18 protein-coding genes are annotated in these 24479 nt (G+C 54.7%); all 18 read left to right on the top strand.

Going from position 1 to position 24479, the window contains the following annotated elements; genetic code table 11:
* The 18 genes from DXD78_RS19485 to DXD78_RS19395 all read left to right on the top strand — a co-directional run bounded on the left by DXD78_RS19485 (position 1) and on the right by DXD78_RS19395 (position 24266).
* Positions 1-1224, top strand: coding sequence for a BACON domain-containing protein (locus tag DXD78_RS19485; protein WP_004327420.1), 1224 nt, complete (start codon positions 1-3; stop codon positions 1222-1224).
* Entirely contained in the window at positions 1224-1688 is a 465-nt protein-coding gene (locus DXD78_RS19480) for an N-acetylmuramoyl-L-alanine amidase (protein WP_004327421.1), read from the top strand. Before DXD78_RS19485 ends, DXD78_RS19480 begins: the two co-directional genes overlap by 1 nt.
* Positions 1689-1700: 12 nt before the next feature.
* Entirely contained in the window at positions 1701-2087 is a 387-nt protein-coding gene (locus DXD78_RS19475; RefSeq protein ID WP_004327422.1) for a hypothetical protein, read from the top strand.
* A gap of 27 nt (positions 2088-2114) precedes the next feature.
* Positions 2115-2594 (top strand): hypothetical protein, encoded by a 480-nt coding sequence (locus tag DXD78_RS19470; RefSeq protein WP_004327423.1) that lies wholly within the window; start codon positions 2115-2117, stop codon positions 2592-2594.
* Complete coding sequence (locus tag DXD78_RS19465; protein WP_025066778.1) at positions 2560-2883, top strand: hypothetical protein; 324 nt, start codon at positions 2560-2562, stop codon at positions 2881-2883. The genes DXD78_RS19470 and DXD78_RS19465 overlap by 35 nt, the downstream gene beginning before the upstream one ends.
* 11 nt (positions 2884-2894) lie before the next feature.
* Complete coding sequence (locus DXD78_RS19460; protein ID WP_004327424.1) at positions 2895-3455, top strand: hypothetical protein; 561 nt, start codon at positions 2895-2897, stop codon at positions 3453-3455.
* Positions 3456-3458: 3 nt separating this feature from the next.
* Positions 3459-3950, top strand: coding sequence for a hypothetical protein (locus DXD78_RS19455; protein WP_004327425.1), 492 nt, complete (start codon positions 3459-3461; stop codon positions 3948-3950).
* A gap of 38 nt (positions 3951-3988) precedes the next feature.
* A complete protein-coding gene (locus tag DXD78_RS19450; RefSeq protein ID WP_005846360.1) occupies positions 3989-4189 on the top strand; it encodes a hypothetical protein in 201 nt (66 codons plus the stop codon).
* Complete coding sequence (locus tag DXD78_RS19445) at positions 4190-8581, top strand: tape measure protein (protein WP_004327431.1); 4392 nt, start codon at positions 4190-4192, stop codon at positions 8579-8581.
* Between the two features lies 1 nt (position 8582).
* Positions 8583-9047: a hypothetical protein gene (locus DXD78_RS19440; protein WP_004326780.1), complete on the top strand. Its 465-nt coding sequence runs from the start codon at positions 8583-8585 to the stop codon at positions 9045-9047.
* A 46-nt stretch (positions 9048-9093) separates the two neighbouring features.
* Complete coding sequence (locus tag DXD78_RS19435; RefSeq protein ID WP_005932379.1) at positions 9094-13110, top strand: hypothetical protein; 4017 nt, start codon at positions 9094-9096, stop codon at positions 13108-13110.
* Positions 13111-13136: 26 nt separating this feature from the next.
* Complete coding sequence (locus DXD78_RS19430; RefSeq protein WP_117652915.1) at positions 13137-19874, top strand: hypothetical protein; 6738 nt, start codon at positions 13137-13139, stop codon at positions 19872-19874.
* A 244-nt stretch (positions 19875-20118) separates the two neighbouring features.
* A complete protein-coding gene (locus DXD78_RS19420; protein WP_227239128.1) occupies positions 20119-20274 on the top strand; it encodes a hypothetical protein in 156 nt (51 codons plus the stop codon).
* 116 nt (positions 20275-20390) lie between these two features.
* Positions 20391-21695: a reverse transcriptase domain-containing protein gene (locus DXD78_RS19415; RefSeq protein ID WP_004326023.1), complete on the top strand. Its 1305-nt coding sequence runs from the start codon at positions 20391-20393 to the stop codon at positions 21693-21695.
* Positions 21692-22177: a hypothetical protein gene (locus DXD78_RS19410; RefSeq protein ID WP_004326022.1), complete on the top strand. Its 486-nt coding sequence runs from the start codon at positions 21692-21694 to the stop codon at positions 22175-22177. The genes DXD78_RS19415 and DXD78_RS19410 overlap by 4 nt, the downstream gene beginning before the upstream one ends.
* Before the next feature lie 179 nt (positions 22178-22356).
* The gene (locus DXD78_RS19405) at positions 22357-22599 is read left to right on the top strand and encodes a hypothetical protein (protein ID WP_004326021.1); all 243 of its coding nucleotides are present in this window, start codon (positions 22357-22359) and stop codon (positions 22597-22599) included.
* A 72-nt stretch (positions 22600-22671) separates the two neighbouring features.
* Positions 22672-23316, top strand: a complete 645-nt coding sequence (locus tag DXD78_RS19400) for a thymidylate synthase (protein WP_004326020.1) — start codon at positions 22672-22674, stop codon at positions 23314-23316.
* Between the two features lie 95 nt (positions 23317-23411).
* Positions 23412-24266, top strand: a complete 855-nt coding sequence (locus tag DXD78_RS19395; protein ID WP_004326018.1) for a DNA adenine methylase — start codon at positions 23412-23414, stop codon at positions 24264-24266.
* Positions 24267-24479 lie beyond the last annotated feature (213 nt).

Below are 24479 nucleotides of genomic sequence, written 5' to 3'. Positions count from 1 at the left end.
ATGGCAATAGTAGTAAGAAACACGAATTACAACGGCGAGGTACTGGAGAAAATACTGGTCCTGGCCACCACCGGGAATGACCTTGTAGAAAAAGGTCTGATCATGGTGATCCCCGGTGTGGAGAAAAAAATCAGCCTGCCGCGTATCAAGACGGGCAAGATGCTCCAGAAGCGTAAGGAGAACCCGACTTTGGAAGACTCGAAAGGCAATTTCAATTACTCGGAGAAATCACTGGATCCGGAGGACTTCATGGCGTTCACGACTTTCAATCCCCGTGCCTTCGAGCATGTTTGGCGCAAGTGGCAGCCGAAGGGCAACCTCGTGTTTGCCGAACTTCCCCCCGAAGCGCAGAACACGCTTCTGGATGAACTTAGCAAGAGTGTGAAGTTCGAGCTGGGCTGGCATTACCTGAACGGCGAGTTCGGTTCGGACGACGACCACCTTTTCAACGGTATCCTGACCCAGGCGGCTAAAGATCCGGATGTGATCGTGGTTCCGGCTCCTTCCGATACTTCCATGATCGGCAAGTTGAAGGCTGTCCGCAAGGCTATTCCAAAAGCCCTGCGTGAGAATCCGAACCTGCGTATCCTGATGAGTATTGACGACTTCGACAAGTACGATGACGAGCTGACCGAACGCGAGTACAAGAACACGAGCGAGACGGACATCAACAAGAAGCGTTACAAGGGTATCACCATCGAGACGCTGAATTCCTGGCCTGATGGCCTTATCGTAGCCACGCTCTGCTCGATGAGCGCTGACGGCAACCTTTTTGCCGGTGTGAACCTCCAGGACGATGAGGAGGTGATCCAGATTGACAAGTGGATGAACTCCAGCGAGCTGTACTTCTTCAAGCTGCTTATGAAGGCCGACACGGAAATCGCCTTCGGCGAGGAGTTCGTGGTGCTTGACACCCGTGAGACTCCGGTGTTCAAGGTAGTGGAACGCAGCATTTCTGCCGATCCGGCCGCTCTTTCTTTCAAGGCCGCCGGTGAGAGCAAGGAGGTGAAGGTCACTGCCTCCGGTGATTACAGCGTGGTTTCCATTCCTGCCGGTTTCACGGCAGTCGGTACCGATGGCTCTCTGACGGTCACCGCCGGTGTGAACAGTAGCGGCAAGGCGGTATCCGGCACACTTGTACTGGGCCTGGACGCCGATCCGGAGAAGAAGGTGGAGATAGCACTGTCCCAGGCGGCCGTTGATGAAGAGGAAGGCGGTGAGTGATGGGAAAGCTGAAGTATCTTGTCATCCATTGCACGGCCACTCCTGAAGGGCGTGAGGTAAGCGGTGCGGAGATTCGCGCCTGGCATACGAACCCCGTCTCAAAGGGCGGCCGCGGCTGGAAGCAGGTCGGATATACCGACCTGTTCCATCTGAACGGCGGAGTGGAACGCCTGGTGAACAATAACGAGGACGCGAATGTGGACCCGTGGGAAGTGACCAACGGCGTGGCCGGTTACAATTCCGTGAGCCGCCATATCGTCTATGCCGGCGGGTGTGCAAAGGATGGTAAAACGCCTGCGGACACCCGTACCTCCTGGCAGAAAAAGGCGCTTGAGAAGTACGTGAAGGATTTCCATCGTCGTTTTCCCGATGTGAGAATCGTCGGTCACAATGAACTGGCGGCCAAAGCCTGCCCCAGTTTTGATGTACAGAGATGGCTTAAACAAATAGGTATAACTCAATAAATCAACAACAACATGAAAAGATTTCTTTTATTCTTTGTGCTGATACTCGGATTCGTGTCAGCAACTTTTGCCCAGACCGGTACAGTACCGGAAGTCGATTATAGCGCGATGATCACCACCTTTGCCGGTTTTGTCGGTGGCGTGGTGTTGCTCACGGAAGGGATCAAGGCTCTGTTTCCAAAAATGCAGGGCTTGGCGACACAGATTGTCAGCTGGTGTGTGGGCATTGTGGCCGCCATGCTTTTATGGTGGCTGGATGCGGGCTTTGTCGCTGATGCCACGTGGTATATCGCGTTGTGTTACGGGTTCGGTGCGTCCCTTGTGTCCAATGGTGTTGCCGATACGGGATTTGTCCAGTGGCTCATCGGACTGTTTGCGGGTAAGGATGCCGGTAAATAGGCTTTGACCTGAAAGACCAGTGTGCGTATGGACTTCAGTGCTGTCATGAATCTGGTGCTGGGCGGTGGTCTGGTAGCCACGATAATAGCCATCATCACCCTGAAATCAACGGTCAGGGAAGCGAGGGCGAAAGCGGAGAAGGCTACCGCCGAAGCCGAGACGGTACGGATTGACAATACCGAACATGCCACCCGTATCCTGATCGAGAATATTGTAGAACCCTTAAAAGAGGAACTGAATGAAAACAGGAAAGCTTTGCAGGCGACCCGGCGTGAAATGGCACGCCTCCGGAAAGCCATTGATACTGCCAACAGTTGCAGGCATCATGATGATTGTCCTGTTCTTTACGGGATGCGCGAGTACTCGAAAGAGCAGGACGGAGGTGAACCGGAACAGCAGCCTGTCGTCAAGCGCCGACAACGTGTCAAACGTGAGGCGGGGGTTGTTGATGGCGGGGATTCCGAAATCGGCGGTGAGCCTGACGATCCCTCCGGACAGCCTCCGTAAACTTCCCTCCGGTTCGTCCTACCATTCCAGGAACGGGCAGGCGGGCCTGACGGTGAAGAGCGATGCGGCCGGCAATATCATAGCGGAGGCATCCTGCGACAGCCTCCAGCGGCTGGTACTGTGTTATGAGGAGGAACTGACCCGTATCCGTAATGAGACACATGAGGACTCATTCACAGTTGAAACGGAATTTGAACGTCGCTTTAGTCCCGTTAAAATAGCGCTGGCCGCTTTTATAACCGGATGTGTTGCCGGCATAGTATTAACTTTCAAAATCAAGAAACAATGAATAAGAATTTCATGTACGGCGTCGGTGCCGTGAAATACAAGGACTTTGTGGTGGGTTACATAGAGAAGAATTCGTTTGACATGGGCGGGCAGAAACCCGAATCCGCCAAAATCGAGGCGGAGCAGGTGCCGGGAACCCCGGTGCTTATCATTCCCCAGTCGAATGGCAGCATCGCCCCCACGTTCAACGTTATCCAGCTGAACTACGAAAACCTGCATAGCTTGCTGGGTGGTACCATGCACTACAAGGAAGAGGACTCGGAAAAGAAAACCCCGATTGGTTGGACGGCCCCGACGGCAGCCGTGTTGCTGACCGGTCCGTGGGAAATAGCCCTTGTTTCGGGGCAGAGCATCCTGATTCCCAATGGCACGCTACTTTCCAATCTCGGCGGCAAGCTGACCCTGACAGAAACGGCGAAAATCGAATGCACGCTGGAAGTGGCCATGCCGGAAGACGGCTCCCAGCCCCATGGCGTATTCAATACGGATTCTATCCCGGAAGAGTGGAAACAGTATAAACTGCCTCCTGCTGAATCTGCCGCTGCTGCTTCCACTAACCTGGCCGAGGAGTAGCGTATGGACGAAGCTGTCATCAAGCAGATCCAGCGTGAGGGTGCGGACGCGCTGCTGGATATCGGTGTGAGCGTCCCGCTGAAAGCGTTTCATATCCCTTTCAGGAAATCCCCGCTGGAGCTGCGCGTGACCATGAGGCGGCCTTATATGTCCGGTCAGATTCTTTTTGCCCGGACATATTTGTCGATGGGGATCACCAGTGAGGAGATGTGGGGGTTCAGCAAGGAGGAGGAAATGCAGTTTCTGGCCTCTCACGGCAAGGCGGTGAGCCGTATGGTGGCCTATACCCTTTGTCGTGGCCCTTTCAGCCGCCGCGTGCTTTTGCGCCCGGTGGCATGGCTCATAAGGAACTTCATGGAACAGCGTTATCTGGTGGGTGCGATCAAGCGTTTTGTCAGCCTGATGGGTACCGACCCTTTTATACCTATTATCAGATCAGCCGAGCGGACGAATCCGATGAGCTTGAGACTGAGCCAAAGAAAGAAGGGGAGTTAAAGAGCCGTTATGAAGGCTCCCATAGCCCTTTCGGTTTTGTGTGGCAGATTGCCAGTGCCACCGGCTGGAGCGTGGACTATATACTGAACAAGGTGAATTACCAGACCCTGATCATGATGCTTAGTGACGCTCCCCGGTATGTCCGTGACAAGTCCGGATCTTCCGGTCCTGCGGATGAGCGGAGCGCCGAGGATGAAGCGGATGGAATAGTAGGATTTTTTCAAAGCAAGCTAAAATAGATGAAACCGGTACAAATAGAATTCCTTATGGTGGACCATTTGAGCGCCCGTCTTGACAAGGCCGTGGGCAAGATCGAGCGGATGTCCCAGCAGGCATCGTCCGCCAACAGACAGATCCGGGAACTTGACAGGAGCGGTTCCCTGTTGAACAACACCGTCGGCAAGCTGGCGGCCGCCTTTACTATCAAGGAGCTGGTGTCGAACATCACCAAGGTACGCGGCGAGTTCCAGCAGCTGGAGGTGTCGTTTCAGACCATGCTCGGCAGTGCGGAGAAGGCCGACACCCTGATGCAGCAGTTGGTACATACGGCCGCGACCACTCCTTTCGGCCTGGAGGATGTCGCGCAGGGTGCCAAGCAGCTTCTTGCCTACGGGTTTGGAGCGGAGAAAGTGAACGAGACGCTGATCCGCTTGGGTGACATCGCTGCCGGACTTTCCATCCCTTTGAACGATCTGGTCTATCTTTACGGCACCACCATGTCCCAGGGACGGCTTTATACACAGGACCTGAACCAGTTCACCGGCCGGGGCATCCCTATGATCGCCGAACTGGCCAAGCAGTTCGGCGTGGCTGAAAGCAAGGTGAAGGAGCTTGTGGAGGAAGGCAAGGTCGGTTTTCCCGAAGTGCAGAAGGTCATAGAGAGCCTGACGGACGAGGGCGGAAAATTCAGTGGTCTGATGGAGGCACAATCCAAAACGATAACCGGACAGATCTCCAATATAGAGGATGCCGTTTCAATGATGTTCAATGAAATCGGGCAACAGTCGGAAGGTGTCATCAACACCACGCTTTCCGGTGTTTCCTACATGGTGGAGCATTACGAACGTTTCGGCCGTATCCTGCTCGGGCTTGTCGGTACGTATGGTGTGTACCGGACCGCCGTCATGACAGTCACGGCCGTGAAAGGCTGGGCGGTGGCTGCGGAGGCGTTGCATTACAACTGGCTCCTGCTGGTTGAGAAAGCGCAGAAAATGCTCAACCGGACCATGCTTTCCAATCCCTATGTGCTGGTTGCGACCCTGCTTGCCGGTGTTGCCGTGGCACTGATCTCCATGAAGACGGAAACCGAACGTTTGCAGGAATCCGAGGAAAGGTATCAGCAGCAGAAGCAGAAAACCATAGAGGCCGAGGAAGAGCACAGGCGCAAAATAGAGGAACTGTGTTCCATTGCCGGGGATGAAGCCGTGTCCACGGATGCCCGGCGTGAGGCGCTAAACAAGCTGGAACAGAAATATCCGGATATATTCTCCAAATACGACACCGAGTATGAGAAACTGAAGAATATCAAGAAAATCAAGGAAGAGATAGCCCGATTGGAAGCCGGTGAGTCCATATCCAATCCCGCCAATGAATTGAAACGTGTGGATGACAGGATAAAAGAACTTGAAGGCAAGACCCGGTTGGCAACCGAATATTACCAGGACAGCTACGGGCGGCAAAGAGCCCGATATGTCCGGAAATCCGCACGTTCAAGGGATGAGGAGGCAGAGCTTCAGAATCTGTACGGAAAACGCAAGAGCCTGAACGGACAAATCCGCAAGGACGAGGTAAATGCCTATTTCGAAAACCTGACCGGTGTGAGTAACGAGACCCTTGCACAGCAGATAAAGCAGCGTAGAACCCTGCTTGCCCGGATGTCTGTCCAGGAGAAGGAATACGGAAAGATTACGCAGGGTGACGAAAATCTTACCGGAACTTATTCCCGTGACGAACTGAAGTATCAGCTGAACAAACTGGTTTCGGAACAAAACCGGCGTAACCTGCCCACGGATTCAAGCACTGACTGGGTGGCTGCGGCAAAAGAGAAATACCAGGATGCGCTCAAGGCTTATAACGCCTTTCTTCAGGAAACGTCCAACAGCCTTTCCCGTGAGGAGTTTGAGAAGAAGGCGAAAGAACTGAAGGATGCCGTCGATACCGCCAAAAAGGAGTACGACAAGGTCAAGCCCGGTGAGGATAAGGATTCCGAGGCCGAACGGAAGAAGGCGGACAAGGCGGAGAAAGAAGCCCAACGCCGCAAACAGGTTTCTGAAAAGCTGGGCCAGGAACTCGCCGGGCTGCAAAGGAAGAATGACGAGGCGGAGATTGAGATGATGACCGAGGGGCTGGAGAAGAAGCTGCGCCAGATAGACAATGAATACCAGGCACGCAAGGATGAAATAGCCAGGCAGGAAGCCGGTTGGAAACGTGACAACGCGAAAGCGGGGCAGTCCGGTTCGCTGTCGGAAGATCAGCAGTCCGAAATAGACAAGGCCCGTGAGCTGAACGAGTCCGGCCGACAGAAGAAAATAGCGGAAGCTTATCGGGAAGAGTTCGGAGTGATGCAGGAATATTTGCAGGCCTACGGCACCTTCCAGCAGCAGAAACTCGCCATCGCGACCGAATATGCGGAAAAGATACAAAAGACGACGTCCGGCAGCGAGAAGCTCTCTCTCGGTGTTGAACGTGACAGCAAACTTGCCGGCATCGAAGTGCAGGAACTGAAAGCCCGTATTGACTGGGGTACTGTCTTCGGTGAATTCGGCGGGATGTTTTCCGATATGATAAAGCCTGTATTGGCGGATGCCAGAAAATACATGCTCACTGACGAGTTCCGAAATGCCGACCATGCCAGCCAGGACGCGCTTGTCTCTGCCGTCCAGCAGATGGAGAGGGCTTTGGGCGGTTCCGGCAAGGTCAGTTTCAAGAAACTGGGTGCCGAGGTTACTGCCTACCAGAAAGCCCTTTCAGACCTGAAGGAGGCACAGGCGGTGTATGCGGACACCTATACGGCACTCATTGCCGCCCAGAAATCATACATTGAGGCGCAACAGTCCGGAACCGAACAGGAGAAGGAGTCCGCCCGGCAAGCCCTGGAAACGGCGCAGGCTAATGCCGATGCCGCGAGTGAGAATATAAACGCCTTGCAGGAAACGGCTGACAGTGCCCGGCAGTCCCTCTCGAATACTGCCTCCGGTCTGAAGACCAGTATGGAGAATGTGAGGGACGGATTGCAGCAGATTGCCTCCGGCAGTATCAGCGGGGCGTATAATGGCCTGATCACACTCGGCAAAGGTGCCAAGGAAGTGGACGGCAAACTGGGCGAGGCTTTCGGAAAGGTTTCCGAAACACTTGAGGATGTGCCTGTTGTCGGCTGGATTGTAAGTATTATAGACCTTTTCAAAGATGGTTTGAGTGTGGTCATCGGTGGCCTGCTCGACGCGGTGTTCAATGCCGTGAGCGGTATTCTTGACGATGTGCTTTCCGGTGATCTTTTTGTGACTATCGGAAAATCGCTGCTTTCCGGTGTGGGCAAGATATTCGACGCATTGACCTGGGGCGGATTTTCCTCCTGGACGACTTCAAGCAATGCCAAAGAGGTCCAGGAAACCATCGACCGGCTGACCGAGCGCAACGAGACCTTGCAGACGGCTATCGAGGACCTGACGGAGGAGATCAAGGCGAGCAAGGGTACAAAGTCCGTGGCCGCCTACCGGGATGCCTACAGGCTCCAGCAGGAGACGAACTCGAACTATCTGGACATGGCCATGTCGCAGGCCGGCTATCACGGTTCGCATCACAGCTGGAATTATTACTGGGGCGGTTTCTCACAGGAACAGATTGACCGTTTGAGCGGTCAGATCGGGCGTAGCTGGAACGGTGACATCTGGAACCTAAGTCCGGAGGAGATGAAGAAGTTGCGCAGTAACGTGGACATGTGGACGCAGATCCAGGATACCGGCAAGGGCGGATATGGAGGTCGTCTGACCGAGAAGCTGGATGACTATATCGACCAGGCGGGCAAGCTGGAGGAACTTACCGACCAGCTGTATGAAGGTCTCACCGGTATTTCCTTCGACAGCATGTACAGCAGTTTCGTGGATAACCTGATGGATATGAAGTATGATGCCGCAGCCGCGGCGGAGGACATATCCGAGTATTTCATGCGTGCGATGCTGTCAAACAAGATCGGTGAGCTGTATTCCGACAAGCTGAAAGGCTGGTGGGAGAAATTCGGCAAGGCGATGGAAGACAATGACCTTACAGAAGCCGAGCGTAAGGCCCTCCAGGACGAGTACATGAAGTATGTCGAGGAAGCCATCGCTCTTCGTGACAATCTTGCCGCGGCCACCGGGTACGATAACTCGGGCGGTACGAGCCAGAGCGCCAAAACCGGCGGTTTTTCAGCCATGACACAGGACCAGGGTACAAAACTGGACGGCATGTTCACCAGCGGGTTGCAACACTGGTCGAGCATCGATGAGAAGATGGAGAGCGTCATCGACAAGATGAACACCGCCGAGGGGCATCTTGCCCGTATCGAGGAGAACACCGGCACGAGCGCGTCGCACCTTGGCAAAATAGAGGAAGAGATTCGTAAAATCAATCGTGACGGAGTAAAATGCAAATGATATGGAAAAGATATTAGGCGGTCTGGTACTTGTCAACGGTACCGACATCTGGAGTACATACGGGGTGTTCCTCGTTGAGGACAAGCGCGGCGGGATGGATAACCTGACCGCCATCCTGACCCCGAGCAAGACGAAAACGGACACGGCTGTGAATATCCGGGAGGAGGACGGGGAGAAATATTCCTCCGTGCTGACGCCCAGGAACGAGGCCCGTGACGTGACGCTTCATTTCGCCCTGTTTGGCAAAACGCAGGCCGGCTGGCTGAAGAAGTATTTCGAGTTCATCAATTTCCTGAAGAAAGGCCGTGACGGGTGGCTTGAGATTTCCTTTCCCCAACTTGCCCTGACTCTCCGTGTGAAATATACGGATTGCAGCAAGTTCCAGCCTCTGACCTATCTCTGGAAGGAAGGCGTGCACGCCGGCAAGTTCAAGGTGAAGTTCCGGGAACCTGTCCCGGTCATATAAATGTGATTCAAACCCTATTCAAACGACGTTTAAACAAGATACAGACATGCTGACCATCTATGACAGCAACGGCAACAGACGGACCGATATCGAGGCGGGCGACAGCTCCACCCAGGTGAAGGAGGTGCAGGGTGACAATGTCCTGACACTCTCTTTCACGCATTACGAATATATCGCCCTGGACGTGAATGACCGGGTGGACTTTGAGGGTGAGCGCTACTGGCTGACCGAACGGTACATCCCGAAGCAGAAGAGCGGCCAGGAGTGGGTATATGATTTGAAGTTTTACGGTATCGAGAGCCTGGTGAGACGTTTTCTTGTGCTGGAGACCACCGACGGGAACACCGAGCCTGTGTTCACGCTGACAGCGACTCCGCGTGAACACGTGGCCATGATCGTGAAGTGTATCAATGACGGAATGAACCACACCACCGACTGGAAAGTGGGGCGGGTGGACGGTACGGACCTTATCGTCATCGATTACGAGGGGAAGTACTGCAACGAAGCCCTGAAAGAGATAGCCGAAGCGGTCGGCGGGCAGGCTGAATGGTGGGTGGAAGGCCAGACCGTGAACGTGTGCCGGTGTGAGCATGGCGAGGAAATAACGCTGGGCTACGGGAAGGGACTGACCGGAATCGAACGCGACACGACGGGTACCGACAATTTTTATACCCGGTTGTTCCCGGTAGGCAGCACGCGGAACATAGATCCGTCAAAATACGGGCATAGCCGCCTGATGCTTCCGGGGGGCAGGCAATATGTCGAGATACATACGGAGGAGTACGGCATCTATGACCGTTACGAGCAAGACGCCTTCAGCGGCATTTATCCCCGCAGGATCGGGGCTGTCAGCAGTGTGCGCAGCGAAGATGTGAAAGATGACGACGGCAACCCTTTCACGGTCTATTATTTCAGGGACGACAGCCTGAATTTCGATCCGAACGATTACGAGCTGCCCGACGAGACCAAACGTGTATCGTTCCAGGACGGTGACCTTTCCGGACTGGGGCAGGGTGAGGACCACTATTTCGAGGTGAATTTCAACAGTGCCACCCGTGAGTTCGAGATTATTACGATATGGCCCTATGATGATGACACGCAACTCCCCGGCGGCAAACTTATTCCGAAATCCGGTGACCGTTATATTCTCTGGAATATCCGTATGCCGGACGAATATTACCCGCTTGCCGAGGAGGAGTTTCTTACGGCGGTGGAACAGTTCAATACCGAATGCTGGCAGGATCTTGCCGTTTACAAGGCCCCGACCGACCATGTGTGGATTGAGGAGAACGGTGTTTCCCTGTCCGTAGGCCGCCGTGTGAGACTTGAAAGCGAGGAGTATTTCCCCGAAACCGGTTATCGCAGCAGCCGCATCACGAAAATTACCCGGAAGGTGAACCAACCCGGGGAGATGGACATCGAGATCAGCGATGCCCTGCATAGTGGTGCGTTTGAACGGGTGAATGACAGTATCGGGGAACTGAAAAACTATACGAAGTCAAAGGCGGAGGGTGCCGCGCTTCCTGACATTATCCGTAGCTGGGACAAGACACTGCCTACGGACAACAATCTTTTTTCCGCGCGGAGAAGTCAGGCGGAACACATCAGCAAAAAAAAGAATGACCGTGCAAAGGGGAAGATCACCTTCGAAGCGGGAGCCTCTTTCGGACAGGAGGATAATGCGGGTATTGATGACAAGGGCAATGCCGAGTTGCTGACCCTTGTCGTGCGTGAGTTCCTTCGCAGCCCGAAATTCGTGGACGGTCTTTTCGGTGAGGGGTGGCGGCTGTGGATGGAGGACGCTTTGTCCCATCTTACCATCGACAAGCTGACGGTACGCCAGGTCATGGTAGTATTGGAGCTGCTTATCGAGAAGGTACGCAGCGTTGGCGGCCAGCTGTGCGTCAGCGCCGCCAACGGGAAAATAAAGACCGCCGTACTTGAGGACGGTTACTGGAGGATCACTTTCGAGCAGGACAACAGTTTCCAGGCCCATGACCTGATGCGCTGCGCCACGTTCAGCGGCGGGAACCTGAAAGGGTACTGGGTGGAGGTGGCCGGCGTGGAGGGTGACTCCATTCTCGTAAGTGAGGATGAATTTTCAGGTTCCCTTCCGGAGGCCGGTGACGAGTGCGTGCTGATGGGCAACACGGAGAACCCGCTGCGTCAGAACCTGATCCTGATCTCCGCCACCGAGGACGGTCAGCCCCGCGTGGACGTGATGGACGGGGTGAAGGCGAAGAACTTCACCGGCTGCCTTCGTGCGCGCCTGGGCAACCTGGACGGCATCAGCGATGACTGGTTCCCGGCTGACAACCAGCCGCACGGCAACGGCCTTTACAGCGACAACGCCTACCTGCGCGGGACTTTCCTTCTGGTGACCGGTGAGGACATCAAGACCAAGTTCGAGATCGTGGAGGGGCGCATCACCAGCGCGGTGACCGCCCTAAGGAACGACTTCGCCACGGAGAAGGGCTACCTGAACAACCCCGCCTTCGATGACGGGCTGGAGAAATGGAACACGGAGAACGAGACGGTGTTCTTCCTGGCAGGTAACAAATGGATCTGGGCGAACAACAACGTACTGACCAGAAAGGGCGACGGGGCGAGCGTGACGGTGGATGACGGGCGGACGGTGGTGCACATCCGTAACAAGTACATCCTCCAGAAACGGGCGAATTTGAAAAGCATCCCCTCCATGCCTGTGAACGGTGACGGGGAGAAGGAGGCCGTGCCGGTGTACCTTTCCTTCTTCTACCGCTGCGCAACCAAAGGGACTCTAAGAGTCCAGTTCCTGGACGTTGACAAGACGGGTTTCGCGAACTTCAACAGCCTGGAGGTGGAGGAGGAACTGTCTGCAACTGATGGTTACGTGCAGTACACCTGTAGCGGCCTCTGGAACGGTACCGGTGATTTCAAACTGTCCTTTACCGGTGACATCTACCTGTATATGCTCGTGCTGTCCACTGACAAGGTGGAGAGCCTTGCACACCGCTACCGGACGCTTTTCGAGCAGTCGGAGCGTCTGGTGAAGATAACGGCCGCCGTCTTTGACCGTGACGAGAATATGCTGGAAGAGACGGGGCTTGTGGTGAAGCCTGAAGGCGCGGGCATCTACGCCCAGGACGCGGACGGGAAACTGGCGCTTATCGGCGTGAGTGTGGACGGGACGGACGCTGACGGCAACAAGATCAGCGTGGTGAAGCTGACCGGTGACCGCGTCAAGCTGGAGGGCCTCGTGACGGCCAACGATAATTTCAAGATCCTGGAGGACGGGAGCATCGAGGCGAACGCGGGCACGTTCTCCGGGCATATCCGCACGAACTTCCACCTTGTGGAGTCGAGCGACGCCGTCCTGACCTCCTGCTCGGGCCGCGGCGAGGCCGGCTACCTGATCGGCCGCGAGCTGAGCCTGAAGGTGGACATGGCCGGTTCGTCGAACGGTGCGGACATCATCCTTCCGAACGACGTGCGTTATATCGGCTCGCGCGTAACCCTTTACAACGGCTGCCACCCTCCCTATACGCGTACGGTGGGCTCTATCCGCTACAGCTCCGTCCGTGTGGACGACGGCACGCTGCTCCGCGGTTCCAACGTGAACCTTAGCAGTGATTCGCTGCTTTCCTATTCCGACCCCTACAGGATCGACTGGATCAGCGGGATCATCGAGCTGGTCGGTACCCCCGAGCTGAACGGGAGAATCCTTGCGGACCTGGTTTCGTGGCGGGGAGCGTCGGCCGGTCCCCCCGCTTCCCCCTCGAGCGGATGGCTTTACTACGACACGAAAAGGAACCGCAACTACCTTTACTGGTACGGCGCGTGGGTGGAGTTCCCCGTTTACGGCGGCGCTTCCGATGATCTCCGCATCACGTGGAAGGGAGAGCTTTCTTCCGCTCCGGAGAACCCGGAGAGGAACTGGCTGTACGTCACCTCCGTGAACCGCTTCCTCCTGCTCTACACGGGCGAGGATTGGGAGGAGCCCGCCATCATTAACAGCCTGAACAAGTGCGGCTGGTGCATCCTTGGCTTCAGCGCGCTTTCATACCATTATTACAATGACTGACAACAATAAAAAAGGAGGAATAACTTATGGCACTTACAGAATCGGAGAAAACGGAACTTAAGAACGACATCCTGAACGCTATCAAGGCCGAGAGCCAGAGCGTTGATGAACTTGTGGAGGTCAGCTCCCTTGACAATATCAAAAGTCTCCCCGCCCTTCGCGGCAGTGAGCTGGTGAGTGCTCCGCTCACCCTTTTGCGTAAACCGGCCGATGATGCCGCTGCCACGGCGAATGCGTCTGCCACGAAAGCGGATAATGCTGCGGCTTTGGCGAATAAAGCTGCGGGTATGGCGTCTGATGCGGCCGGTACCGCCAATCAGGCTGCTGAAACTGCAAATTCCGCCGCGGCAGCGGCATCCGCGGCTGCGAAACAGGCGGAGGATGCCGCCGCCGGTGTGAACGACGGTTTGGTCGGTGGCATGACGGCCGTCCCTGATGAGGAGAACGACACGGTGAAACTCACCCTGCTGGGGAAGACCGGGACGGAGATTGCCTCCGTTGATATTCCCGGTGGTACGGGCGGTGGCGGTAACACGTATAATGTGACGGCGGAAGTCCCTTTAGAGAGCGGTTATTATGTCCTTTCCTCCGCGATCGGTGCCGTGGATGAGAAATACCGTTACAAGGGCCGTTGCATCACCTATGAAGTCTCGCAGGGCAAATGGGAGACCAAACAGTTCGTGGGGACAAGTCTGTCGAGCTGGGAGCAGGAGGCGAGCTGGGAGGACTTCGGCGGTGCCGGAACGATGAAGAGCCTGACGGTGAACGGCGAGAAGAAAGTTCCCGACAGCGAGGGCAACGTGGATCTGACCATCGACAAGCTGGAAGTGGACGAGAGCCTGGATGCCGACAGTACCAATCCCGTCCAGAACAAGACCGTCGCCGCCAAATTCCAGGAGGTGGAAGCCGGTACCGTGTTCGGCATGAGCGCGGAAGTGAGCGACGACGAGAGCAGTGTCCGCCTTGCGCTGACCAACAAGAGCGGGGCGGAGATCGCGAGCGTTGACATCCCGGCCGGCAGCGGTGGCGGCGGTGAGTCCTCCACCACCAAGATCGTGCTGCTTGCCGAGACCGACAAGAAAACCGTGAAGGAAGGCGGAGCGGTGAAACTTACCTATACCTATGACCACCAGGTTGCCGGCGGTGATGACAAGGGTAGCAGTACCGGACAGAAAGCGACCGTCACCATCCAGGTGAAGCGCGGGACGACCACCACTTATTCCTCCTCGCTGAAGGAAGTGAGCAAGGGTACCTATACCCTTGACCTGACCAAATACCTGCTGGTGGGCACGAGCGATATCTACGTCATTGCCGAGACTACCGATCCCACCACGGGCAAGGCGCAGAAGAAGCAGGCGTACGTGAGCGTGAAGAGCGTCACCCTGTCCCTTTCCTGCGGTTACAACCTGGCGGCCACCATCCAGAACGGTGGTTACGGTACCTATGATTCCGCGAGTATACCCTACGCCGTGAGCGGTACCGGCACGAAAACCGTCAGCCTGTACGTGGACGGTGTACAGCAGAACGCGCATACGGTCACCCGCAGCGGCACGACGAACGGCAGTTTCGAGGTTTCCATGACCGGCCTGTCCGTGGGGCGGCATACCGCCCAGCTGGTGGCCGAGATGGAAACTGACGACCTCACGCTGAAAAGCGAGAGCATCCATATCGACCTGCTGAAGGCCGGAACCGGCGCGCCCTTCATCGGTTTGAAGCTCATTCATGCCGACGGGCATGTCCTCGGACGGGACGAGCATCTGGAGCCGGTCCTTGAAGCCGGCCGCTACGAGAAGCTCACTTTCGACTGGGTGGCCTATGATCCCGACCGTGTGCCCGCTGAAGTGGAGTTCTGGAAAAACGGCGTCAAGAGCAGTACCGTGAGCGCTCCCCGCAGCATGATGACCTACAGTAACCGGTTTACCGAGGAAGGCACGCAGACGCTTGTCCTGAAAGCCGGTCCGACCGGGTACACTTTGCGCATCGACGTGGGTGAGAGCGGTATCGATATCAGCGAGGCCACCTACGGCCTGGCGGTCAAGCTTGACGCGGCGGGCCGCAGCAACGGGGAGAGTAACCCCGGAACATGGGAGTCGAACGGCGTGGAGACCACGTTCGAGGGTTTTGACTGGAGCAGCAACGGCTGGACGGGTGAGGCGCTGAAGCTGACCAACGGTGCGAAAGCCGTCATCGGCTACCGGCCCTTTGCCACCGATGTGAAAAGTACGGGGCTGACCATTGAACTGACCCTCCGGGTAAGCAATCCCACTGACAGCGATACCGCAGTTGTGGACTGTCTCGACAGTGGCAAGGGGCTTTATATCACCCCTTCGGAAGCGAGTTTCAAGACCGGTGAGAAAGTGTCCTATACCAACGAGGACGACGAGCTGGTGGAGCGTGAGATCAAGCTGGGCACGAATTATGTGGAAGACCGGTGGATCAAGGTGGCCCTCATGGTGGGTACCCGCAATGAGAGCCGTCTGATGGAGCTTTATGTGGACGGCAACCGTACCGGTGCCGACATCTACGACAACGCCTTCAGCTTCCGCCAGGACAATCCGAAATATATCACCATTGACAGCGCCGGGGCGGACGTGGAGGTAAAGAGCGTGCGTATCTATACCCGCCGGTTGAGTGACGACGAGGAACTGGAGAACCGGATGGTGGACAGTGCGGACGGTGAGGAGATGATCGCGCTGTATGAGGAGAACGATATCCTGGGTGATACCGACACTGTGGATATGGACAAGCTGCGTGCCAAGGGCAAGGGGGTGCTGCGTATCGTGCGCCAGAACAAGCTCGATGACGTGTATGCCGAGAACAACAAGAAGACGGACTTTTCGGCGGATATCTTCTATTACTCCCCTTTCGGATCCGAATACGACTTCGTGCTTCGTGACTGTTATATCCGTATTCAGGGTACCAGTTCCACGAAATATCCGAGCAAGAACATCCGTATCTATATCAGCAAGGGCGGCACGAACCTTAGCTTCACCGTTGGCGGCAAGGAGCAGGCGGAAAAGAAATATCCCGTCCGTCCCGGTGGCATCGCCATGAACCTGATCTGTCTGAAGAGTGATTATTCCGACTCGTCCATGTCGCTGAACACAGGCGGTGCCAAACTGTTCAACGACGTGCTGAAGGAGATGGGGCTTCTCACCCCTCCGCAGCGTTACCAGTACGAGACGGGCGGCAGCGATTTGAACGCGGTCACCGTGCGTACCGCTATCGACGGTGTGCCTATCGACATGTTTGTGGCGGCTGCGGAGGACGGCGAGAACAACTATGTGGGGCAATACAACTTCAACAACGAGAAAAGCAAGAGCGGCGACCTGTTCGGCCTTAGTGGCGTGGAGGGTTACGATCCTGCCTGTCCCCTCACTCTGGAAATGCTGAACAATACCGAGGCCATGTGCCTTTTCAAGACCACAAGTGACGCTCATCTGGAGGAGGTGTTTGATGCCGGTGCCGAGACCAACGTTCCGGATGATGTGAAATGGGCGGGCCTTGACGAGTCGCAGCGTACGGCCGTGAAACGGCTGTACGCATGGATACGCTCGTGTGTTCCGGACGGTGCGACGAGCGCCGACCTCTCCACTTTTAAGAGCGAGAAGTTCAGGGACGAGATAAGTGACTATTTCGACAAGGCTTTCCTGCTGACGTATTACCTCTGGACGGACTATTTCCTTGCCGTTGACCAGCGTGCGAAGAACATGATGCTGCGCACGTGGGACGGCCTGATATGGTACATCACCTACTACGACGGTGATACCCAGATGGGAAAACGTAACGACTGTTTCCTGGTGTATGACTACACCACCGACCGCGACACTTATGACGCCGAGGCCGGGAAATATGCCTTTGAAGGCCGTGACAGCTGGCTTTGGAACCTCGTTCTGGCCAACCTGGACGCTGACCTGAAGACACAGGCGCAGGCTCTTCGCGGTGTACTTACCACCAGCCGTGTCCTGGACATGCTGAACGTGGAGCAGGCGGGCAACTGGTGCGACCGTGCCTATAACAAGAGCGGCGAGCTGAAGTACATCCTGCCCGCCACGCAGGAGATGTACGGCAAGGTGTGGCCGTTCATCTACGCCCTTCAGGGCAGTAACCGTGCGCACCGTGAATATTTCGTGCGTAATCGTTTCGCCCTTCTGGATGCTAAGTACGGCACGAGCAATTTCACCAGTGACAACATCGACCTCTATCTGGCACGTACGGCTGCTGACACCCCCGACGTGCTGAAGATTACGGCCAACGAGGTTTATGCTTTCGGCTACGGTACGAACAACAGCCCGAATATAGGGAATACCGGCATCATCAAGAAAGATGCGGCTGCGAGCCTTTCCATCACCGGTGCCTATACGGTGAACGATCCCTTGAGGGTTTATGGCGCGAGCCGTATGAAGGTGCTGGATATGAGCGGGGCCGCCGACCACCTGAAAAACGCTTTCGACCTGGGCAAATGTACCGTGCTGCGCGAACTGAACCTTCAAAGTTCCGGCAACGGCAGTACCGGCTGGTGGTTGAACATCGGCAACTGCAAGCAGCTACGTAAACTCAACCTTCGTAACCAGGCACAGGCGAAAACCGGGGGAAGTACCAGTACCGAGCTGGATTTGAGTGCGCAGACCAAGCTGGAAGAACTTGAGGCCCGCGGTACGCAGGTGCAGAGCGTGGTGCTAGCCAAGGGTTCTCCCGTGACGCTGCTCCACCTTCCCGGTACACTGACCAGCCTCCGTCTGGAATATCTGGGCAGACTGACCACCGGCGGGCTGACATTGGAAAGCTACAGCAAGGTGAAGACCTTCATCTTTGACAGTTGTCCAGGTATTGACTGGGAAACCCTGCTGGGCCGTTGCACGGGTGTGGAACGTATCAGAGTAACCGGTATTGACCGCGAGGATGACGGTACGTGGCTGGATAAGTTTGTCGGGATGGGCGGTGTGGATTCCGATGGCAACACTACGGACACGTGCGCCTTGGTGGGTACGGTACAGCTCACGCGCTACATTGATGACGATACGTACAGCGCTCTGAAGGCGCACTTCCCGGAACTGAATATCCGGCAGCCGGAATACACGATGATCGAGTTCGACGACGAGGTATCGGATGACGCGAACGTGAGCAACCTTGACAACGGTACCGGCTACAAGTATGACAACGCGTATGAGGTGAGCGGTCATATTTCCGCCATCCTGAAGCAGCGTCACCGTGTACTTGCTAAAGTGACTAAAAAAGCGACGACGCGGGGTGTGAACATGGCGAACGTTGATACCACGGTGAACAACCTGGACGGTGAGATGACCTACTACCCGCTGGACGACACGGACAGCAACAAGTACGCCGACGGCACGGCTGCCAGACTGGACGGCACTGAAGGTGACTGGATGATGTACGAGCCCTTCTTCTGGAGCAAGGGTATCAATGATTACCTGAACGGCAAGCATTACTCCTGTTACAGCAGTAACGGTTCGGATAACATGCCTTCCGTTCCGGATGCTGACGTCCTTACGCTTGACGACATTAAGGGCACGAGTGGCGGTTATCTTTCCGGTCGTAAGATCATGAGCGGAAAGGATACGCTTTCGAACAGCTACAGTACTGACAGTACGTATTCGGTATGCAAGGTGAACGTGGACGGTTACAAGCGTGTGCGTTTCCCGAGCGTTCCCGGTACAAGCCTTGTCGGAAGCATTTTCACAGACGATTCCGGCACGGTCATCAGTTCAATCGTCGTCCCTACCTTGAGCAACAAGTTCGAGGCCGGTATGTACCTGATTGCCGATGTTCCGGAGGGTGCCACTGCTCTTCACTTCTCCATTCTGAACACGGCAGAGTTCGATAAGGTTGTCCTTTCTAACAGTGACAGGATCGAGGATATGGAACCCGAATGGGTGCCTAATGACGAGCACTTGTGTGCCGTTGTGGGCAGCAGTGTTGTCGGTTCCAAACTTCGCGCCTGCATTACCGGCGGGAGCACTACGGCGAGCATGACCTGGGCTGATTTCCACTATTACAGTGTCCAGCGCGGTATGCAGCAGATTGATGCCCTTATGCACTCGCGCATCGCGAATCTTTTCTACGCGAAGTACGGTCGTCGTGACAGCCAGGAACAATGCGGCGCGGGCTCTCACACGAACAACCGTACTACGGGTGGTACTGCCAGCCGCGGTATGACGGACACGATCGGCTACGAGGAAGCCTCCTCAATCAACCCTAATGTGACGAACAGCCTGATAGAAAACTCCGTCCACCAGTATGCGTGGTACCGTGAGAAGGATGACTACGGCGGGGCCACGGTTACGCAGGTGAATAATATTTGCTGCCTTGGCTACGAGGACATCTATGGTCATAAATATGACATGATGGACGGCGTGGATCTTCCTAATGACACGGGCAATTCCGGGAAGTGGCGCATCTGGATGCCTGACGGCAGTACCCGCCTGGTTAAGGGTTCCGTGAGCTCCGGTATCTGGATTACCGCCGTGGCGCATGGCAAATATATGGACGTGATTCCGGTGGGTTCCGTTTCGGGTTCCTCCTCGACAAATTACTGCGACATCTACTACATATCCACTGCCTCCAGCCGTGTGGTCCATCGTGGCGGCAGCAGCGCGAGCCCGTATGGCGGTGTTTCGATGTCGTATGCGAACAACGATTCCTCGCATACGAGCACGAACATCGGTTCTCGTCTGGCCTTCCGCGGCCGGCTCGTTAAGGCGTCGAGCGCCGTGGCGTTTAAAGCGATAAGCGAGGTTGCATGATCGGCCGCGTAAAGCGTCAAAGCGGGAGCGAAGCGACAAAACATCCGGTGTTCCCCGAGCAGGGGAACGCCGTTCATTACGGGCGTCAGCCCGTCGAAAAATATTTTTTTGACGTCAGGTTTTGTATCTGTTTGTTAAATAATAATTTGAAAATAGTACTTTTGCATTTGAAAGGTGGCGCCTCCCCATAGGCCGTGTGGTCTATCGTGGCAACAACAACGCGAACCCGAATGGCGGTGTTTCGATGTCGAATGCGAACAACGATTCCTCGAATACGAACACGAACATCGGTTCTCGTCTGAACAACAATCGAAAGGAAATTTTAATCGGCGTACAACACCGGGGACTTGTCCCCACCGTGGTGCCGAGGGGGGCAAGCCGCAGTAACAGCGGTCCGTAAGGGCCGGAAAACTGAAAAATAAAGTGTCGGGTAGGGTTTGGTAGGCCGGAAACGGTTCGAAGAAGCCGGGCCCGGGGGATTGAAGGCCCCGTATTAAAAGCAATAAACAGTAATTTATGCGCAGGGTTGGGTATATCATCGAGGAGATCGTGGAGCCTTCCAACATGGAGGCTTCCTTCCGGCAGGTCCTTCGCGGCAGCAAGCGTAAACGCAGCCGCCAGGGGTGCTATCTGCTCGCGCATAAGCCCGAGGTGTTGGAGGAGCTGGTCGCGCAGATCGCATCCGGTACTTTCCGCGTGAAGGACTACCGTGAACGCGAGATCATCGAGGGCGGCAAGCTACGCCGCATTCAGGTGATCCCGATGAAGGACCGCATCGCCGTGCATGCCATCATGGCGGTGGTGGACCGCCATCTGCGGAAACGTTTCATCCGTACCACCTCCGCCAGTATCAAGAGACGGGGGATGCACGACCTCCTGGCGTATGTCCGCCGTGACATGGCCGAAGACCCTGATGGTACACGTTACTGTTACAAGTTTGACATCACCAAATTCTACGAGAGCGTGAAGCAGGATTTTGTGATGTATTGCGTCAGCCGGGTGTTCAAGGACGCAAAGCTCGTGACCATGCTGGAGAGCTTTATCCGCCTGATGCCTGAAGGTCTGAGTATCGGCCTGCGCAGCTCGCAGGGGCTGGGCAATTTGCTTTTGTCTGTGTATCTGGACCATTATCTGAAGGACAGGTATGCCGTGCGTCATTTCTACCGCTATTGTGATGACGGCGTCGTACTGGGTAAAACGAAAGCGGAACTGTGGAAGATTCGTGATGCCGTCCACGGGCGCATGGAGTGTGCCGGTCTCCTGGTGAAGGGGAACGAGCGCGTGTTCCCGCCGGGCGAGGGCATCGACTTTCTGGGGTATGTGACTTTCGGTGCGGACCATGTCCGCCTTCGCAAGCGCATCAAGCAGAAGTTCGCCCGAAAAATGCACGAGGTAAAATCGAGAAGGAGGAGGCGTGAGCTGATAGCGTCGTTCTACGGGATGGCCAAGCACGCCGACTGTCATACGTTGTTTAAAAAATTAACAGGCAAAGACATGAGATCATTTAAAGACTTGAACGTTTCCTACAAGCCGGAGGACGGCAAGAAACGTTTTCCCGGGGTGGTGGTAAGCATCCGGGAGCTGGTGAACTTACCGATTGTGGTGAAGGACTTCGAGACGGGCATCAAGACCGAACAGGGCGAGGACCGCTGTATCGTGGCCATTGAGATGAACGGTGAACCGAAAAAGTTCTTTACCAACAGCGAGGAGATGAAGAACATCCTCTTGCAAGTGAAGGATATGCCCGACGGCTTCCCGTTCGAGACCACCATCAAGACGGAAACCTTCGGCAAGGGTCGAACTAAATACATATTTACATGAAACGGGTAGAAGGAACATCCGGGATAAAACTGATCGAGTGCGTGAGCCCGGCACGCAACAGATGGCGCATCCGCTGGGATGTACAGGAACGTGAGGACGGATCCGCCTCCTACATGGAGGAAGGCTTTGTCGGCAGACCTCACATGGATACTATAAAGTCCGTCATTACAGACTGGTGTAATGAGCAAATTGACCGTGAGATACTTTCCGGTTTTCTCTATGAAGGTATGCCGGTATGGCTGTCAAGTGAAAACCAGTTCAATTATAAGGCAGCGTATGATCTGGCCGTACAGACTGGTGGTGCTACGCTTCCCGTGACATTCAAGTTCGGTACGGATGAGGTTCCCCAATATCGGGAGTTCGTCACACTGGAGGAACTGACCGATTTCTACACGAAAGCCATGAAGCATGTTCAGGACACGCTGTCTGACGGCTGGAGGAAGAAAGACGCTTTTGATCCGGAGAAGTACCGGGTGGAATAAATCCTTCGGGGGAGGATAAGAAAAAAGCCCCCGGCCTGTTAAAAAGTAACGCCAATCACTTTTATAAACATGAAACGCCAAACCGCGCGACCGGGGGCAAATACCCTCTGTCACGGTTTGACGTTTTTTTTGTTGTCTAAAAAATGATTGGCGATGCAAAGATATAATTTTTTTGTTGTATGAAAGTGATTGAGATATTAAACTTTAACCGGGAGCTGTTGAAAAGGCTTCAGGCGGCCGGCATCCGTCTGGAAGATGCCCGGTATATCGACCTGTACGCGGACTATACCCGCCTACTCGATCAAGGTGAAAAAGTCTCGTATGCTGTGGCCGTATTGTCCGAAAAGTATTCGGTGAGCGAACGTAAGGTTTATGCCTTGGTGAAACGATTCCAGAGCGACTGCAAGACGCTTGCAGTGTGAACGGGTTGTTTTATGTCGTAGGGAGTGCCGTTTCCCCTTATCTTTAGGGTGTTTCAAATTTAGAAGGAGGAAATGGCTATGAACAAGTATTACCGTATCCTGGACAAGATTCTTGCCACGGGAAAAACACAGACCAACAAGAAGGGAAATATACAATACCTTCTGAACGAGCAGCTGTCACTGACACCGGCGGACCTGCTTGACATATTCGAGGGGCATAATATCGCCCGCAAGAAGCTCCGCAGCGAGTTGCAGTTATTTATGCAGGGTGAGCGCAACGTGGAGAAGTACCGGGAGGCCGGCATCAACTGGTGGGACTATTGCGGCTCCATCCTGGTGAACAGTTACCCGACCTATTTCGAGAAGCTGCCTCCGTTGATAGCGAAAATTAACCGGGAGAGGCGCAACAGCAAGAACTACGTGCTTTTTCTGGGCGAAACCGGTGCCGAGAGCAACCAGGCACCCTGTTTGAGTCTGGTACAGTTCCAGTTAGATGGCGGTGAACTGGTTCTGTCCGCCTACCAGCGCAGCAGTGACGCAAACCTCGGGCTACCTTCCGATATTTACCACCTGTACCTGATGGCGCGGCAGATAGAACTTCCCTTGAAGTCGATCACTCTCTATCTGGGCAATGTACATATCTACGAGAATAATATCCCGGGCACCCGTGCGCTGATCGCCGGTGACGAGACGGTCCGCTTCGGGTTGAACGTGTAGTTTGCTGTATATGTCTTGCAGCGGGAACAGTTCATGTTTCCCGCTGTTTTTCGTTTATTCTGTGGACCTTTGCGGCCGTTTTAAAGCAGAATGAAATGAGAAAGATGTATTTGTCCGCCCCGCTTCCTTTCGTGGGGCAGAAACGCATGTTTGCGAGGGAATTTATCAAGGTGCTGGGACAGTTCCCGGACAGCACCGTGTTTGTGGACTTGTTTGGCGGCTCGGGCCTGCTGTCACATATTACCAAATGTGTCAGGCCTGATGCCACCGTTGTGTATAATGACTTCGACAACTACCGCTGCCGACTTGTAAATATCCCGGCCACCAATGTGCTGTTATCCGATTTGCGTCGGATAGCTGAAGGGGAACCCAGAAACAAACGTATAACCGGGGAGGTTCGCGATAAAATGTTTGCTCGTATTGAGAGGGAAGAAAAAGAGCACGGTTACGTGGATTATATCACGGTTTCCGCATCCTTGTTGTTCGCCATGAAATATGTGACCAGTTTGGAAGGAATGAAGAAAGAAGCCATCTACAATAGGATTCGGCAGACAGACTATCCCGAAGCAAAGGATTATCTGGAAGGACTGACTATAACCAGCGAAGACTACAAGGAAGTATTCAAACGTTACAAAGATGTTCCGGGTGTGGTGTTCCTGGTTGATCCGCCGTACCTCTCCACCGAGGTGGGTACTTACAAGATGTTCTGGCGTCTGGCTGACTATCTGGATGTACTAACCGTTCTGAAAGGGCATTCGTTCGTGTACTTCACCTCGAACAAGTCCTCCATTTTAGAACTGTGCGACTGGATGGACCGAAACCCATTTGTCGGCAGCCCATTCAAGGAATGCAGGAAAGTGGAGTTTAGTGCAAGCGTAAACTATCAAGCTAAATATACAGACATGATGCTGTACACGAAGCCGGATGAGGTGTCAGGTATAGCAGCCTAACAATTGCATAAAGATAGGAAATTATTTTGAATCTGCAATGGCTTTTAAATGATATTTTAAAGCCATTTAAAGAGGGTTCAAGTGAAAGAAAAACGGTGGGCTTTGATCATGCTGAATAGGACCGCGCTCACCGTTTTTCTTGTACGCGTCGTTTTTGTACTTTTTGAAACGCATCGTTTTTGTTAAGCGGCACGTCTGGTTTTTCCGGATTTA

This window comes from Bacteroides sp. D20, assembly GCF_003436255.1.
GTDB lineage: Bacteria > Bacteroidota > Bacteroidia > Bacteroidales > Bacteroidaceae > Bacteroides > Bacteroides uniformis.
Note: the sequence above shows the minus strand (reverse complement) of the source record. Positions and strands in the feature narration are given on the sequence as shown.

Excerpts from the sequence above, each read along its gene's own strand:
- DXD78_RS19485 (WP_004327420.1), top strand. The coding sequence starts at position 1 with ATGGCAATAGTAGTAAGAAACACGAATTACAACGGCGAGGTACTGGAG.
- DXD78_RS19480 (WP_004327421.1), top strand. The coding sequence starts at position 1,224 with ATGGGAAAGCTGAAGTATCTTGTCATCCATTGCACGGCCACTCCTGAA.
- DXD78_RS19475 (WP_004327422.1), top strand. The coding sequence starts at position 1,701 with ATGAAAAGATTTCTTTTATTCTTTGTGCTGATACTCGGATTCGTGTCA.
- DXD78_RS19470 (WP_004327423.1), top strand. The coding sequence starts at position 2,115 with ATGGACTTCAGTGCTGTCATGAATCTGGTGCTGGGCGGTGGTCTGGTA.
- DXD78_RS19460 (WP_004327424.1), top strand. The coding sequence starts at position 2,895 with ATGTACGGCGTCGGTGCCGTGAAATACAAGGACTTTGTGGTGGGTTAC.
- DXD78_RS19455 (WP_004327425.1), top strand. The coding sequence starts at position 3,459 with ATGGACGAAGCTGTCATCAAGCAGATCCAGCGTGAGGGTGCGGACGCG.
- DXD78_RS19445 (WP_004327431.1), top strand. The coding sequence starts at position 4,190 with ATGAAACCGGTACAAATAGAATTCCTTATGGTGGACCATTTGAGCGCC.
- DXD78_RS19440 (WP_004326780.1), top strand. The coding sequence starts at position 8,583 with ATGGAAAAGATATTAGGCGGTCTGGTACTTGTCAACGGTACCGACATC.
- DXD78_RS19435 (WP_005932379.1), top strand. The coding sequence starts at position 9,094 with ATGCTGACCATCTATGACAGCAACGGCAACAGACGGACCGATATCGAG.
- DXD78_RS19430 (WP_117652915.1), top strand. The coding sequence starts at position 13,137 with ATGGCACTTACAGAATCGGAGAAAACGGAACTTAAGAACGACATCCTG.
- DXD78_RS19420 (WP_227239128.1), top strand. The coding sequence starts at position 20,119 with ATGTCGAATGCGAACAACGATTCCTCGAATACGAACACGAACATCGGT.
- DXD78_RS19415 (WP_004326023.1), top strand. The coding sequence starts at position 20,391 with ATGCGCAGGGTTGGGTATATCATCGAGGAGATCGTGGAGCCTTCCAAC.
- DXD78_RS19410 (WP_004326022.1), top strand. The coding sequence starts at position 21,692 with ATGAAACGGGTAGAAGGAACATCCGGGATAAAACTGATCGAGTGCGTG.
- DXD78_RS19405 (WP_004326021.1), top strand. The coding sequence starts at position 22,357 with ATGAAAGTGATTGAGATATTAAACTTTAACCGGGAGCTGTTGAAAAGG.
- DXD78_RS19400 (WP_004326020.1), top strand. The coding sequence starts at position 22,672 with ATGGCTATGAACAAGTATTACCGTATCCTGGACAAGATTCTTGCCACG.
- DXD78_RS19395 (WP_004326018.1), top strand. The coding sequence starts at position 23,412 with ATGAGAAAGATGTATTTGTCCGCCCCGCTTCCTTTCGTGGGGCAGAAA.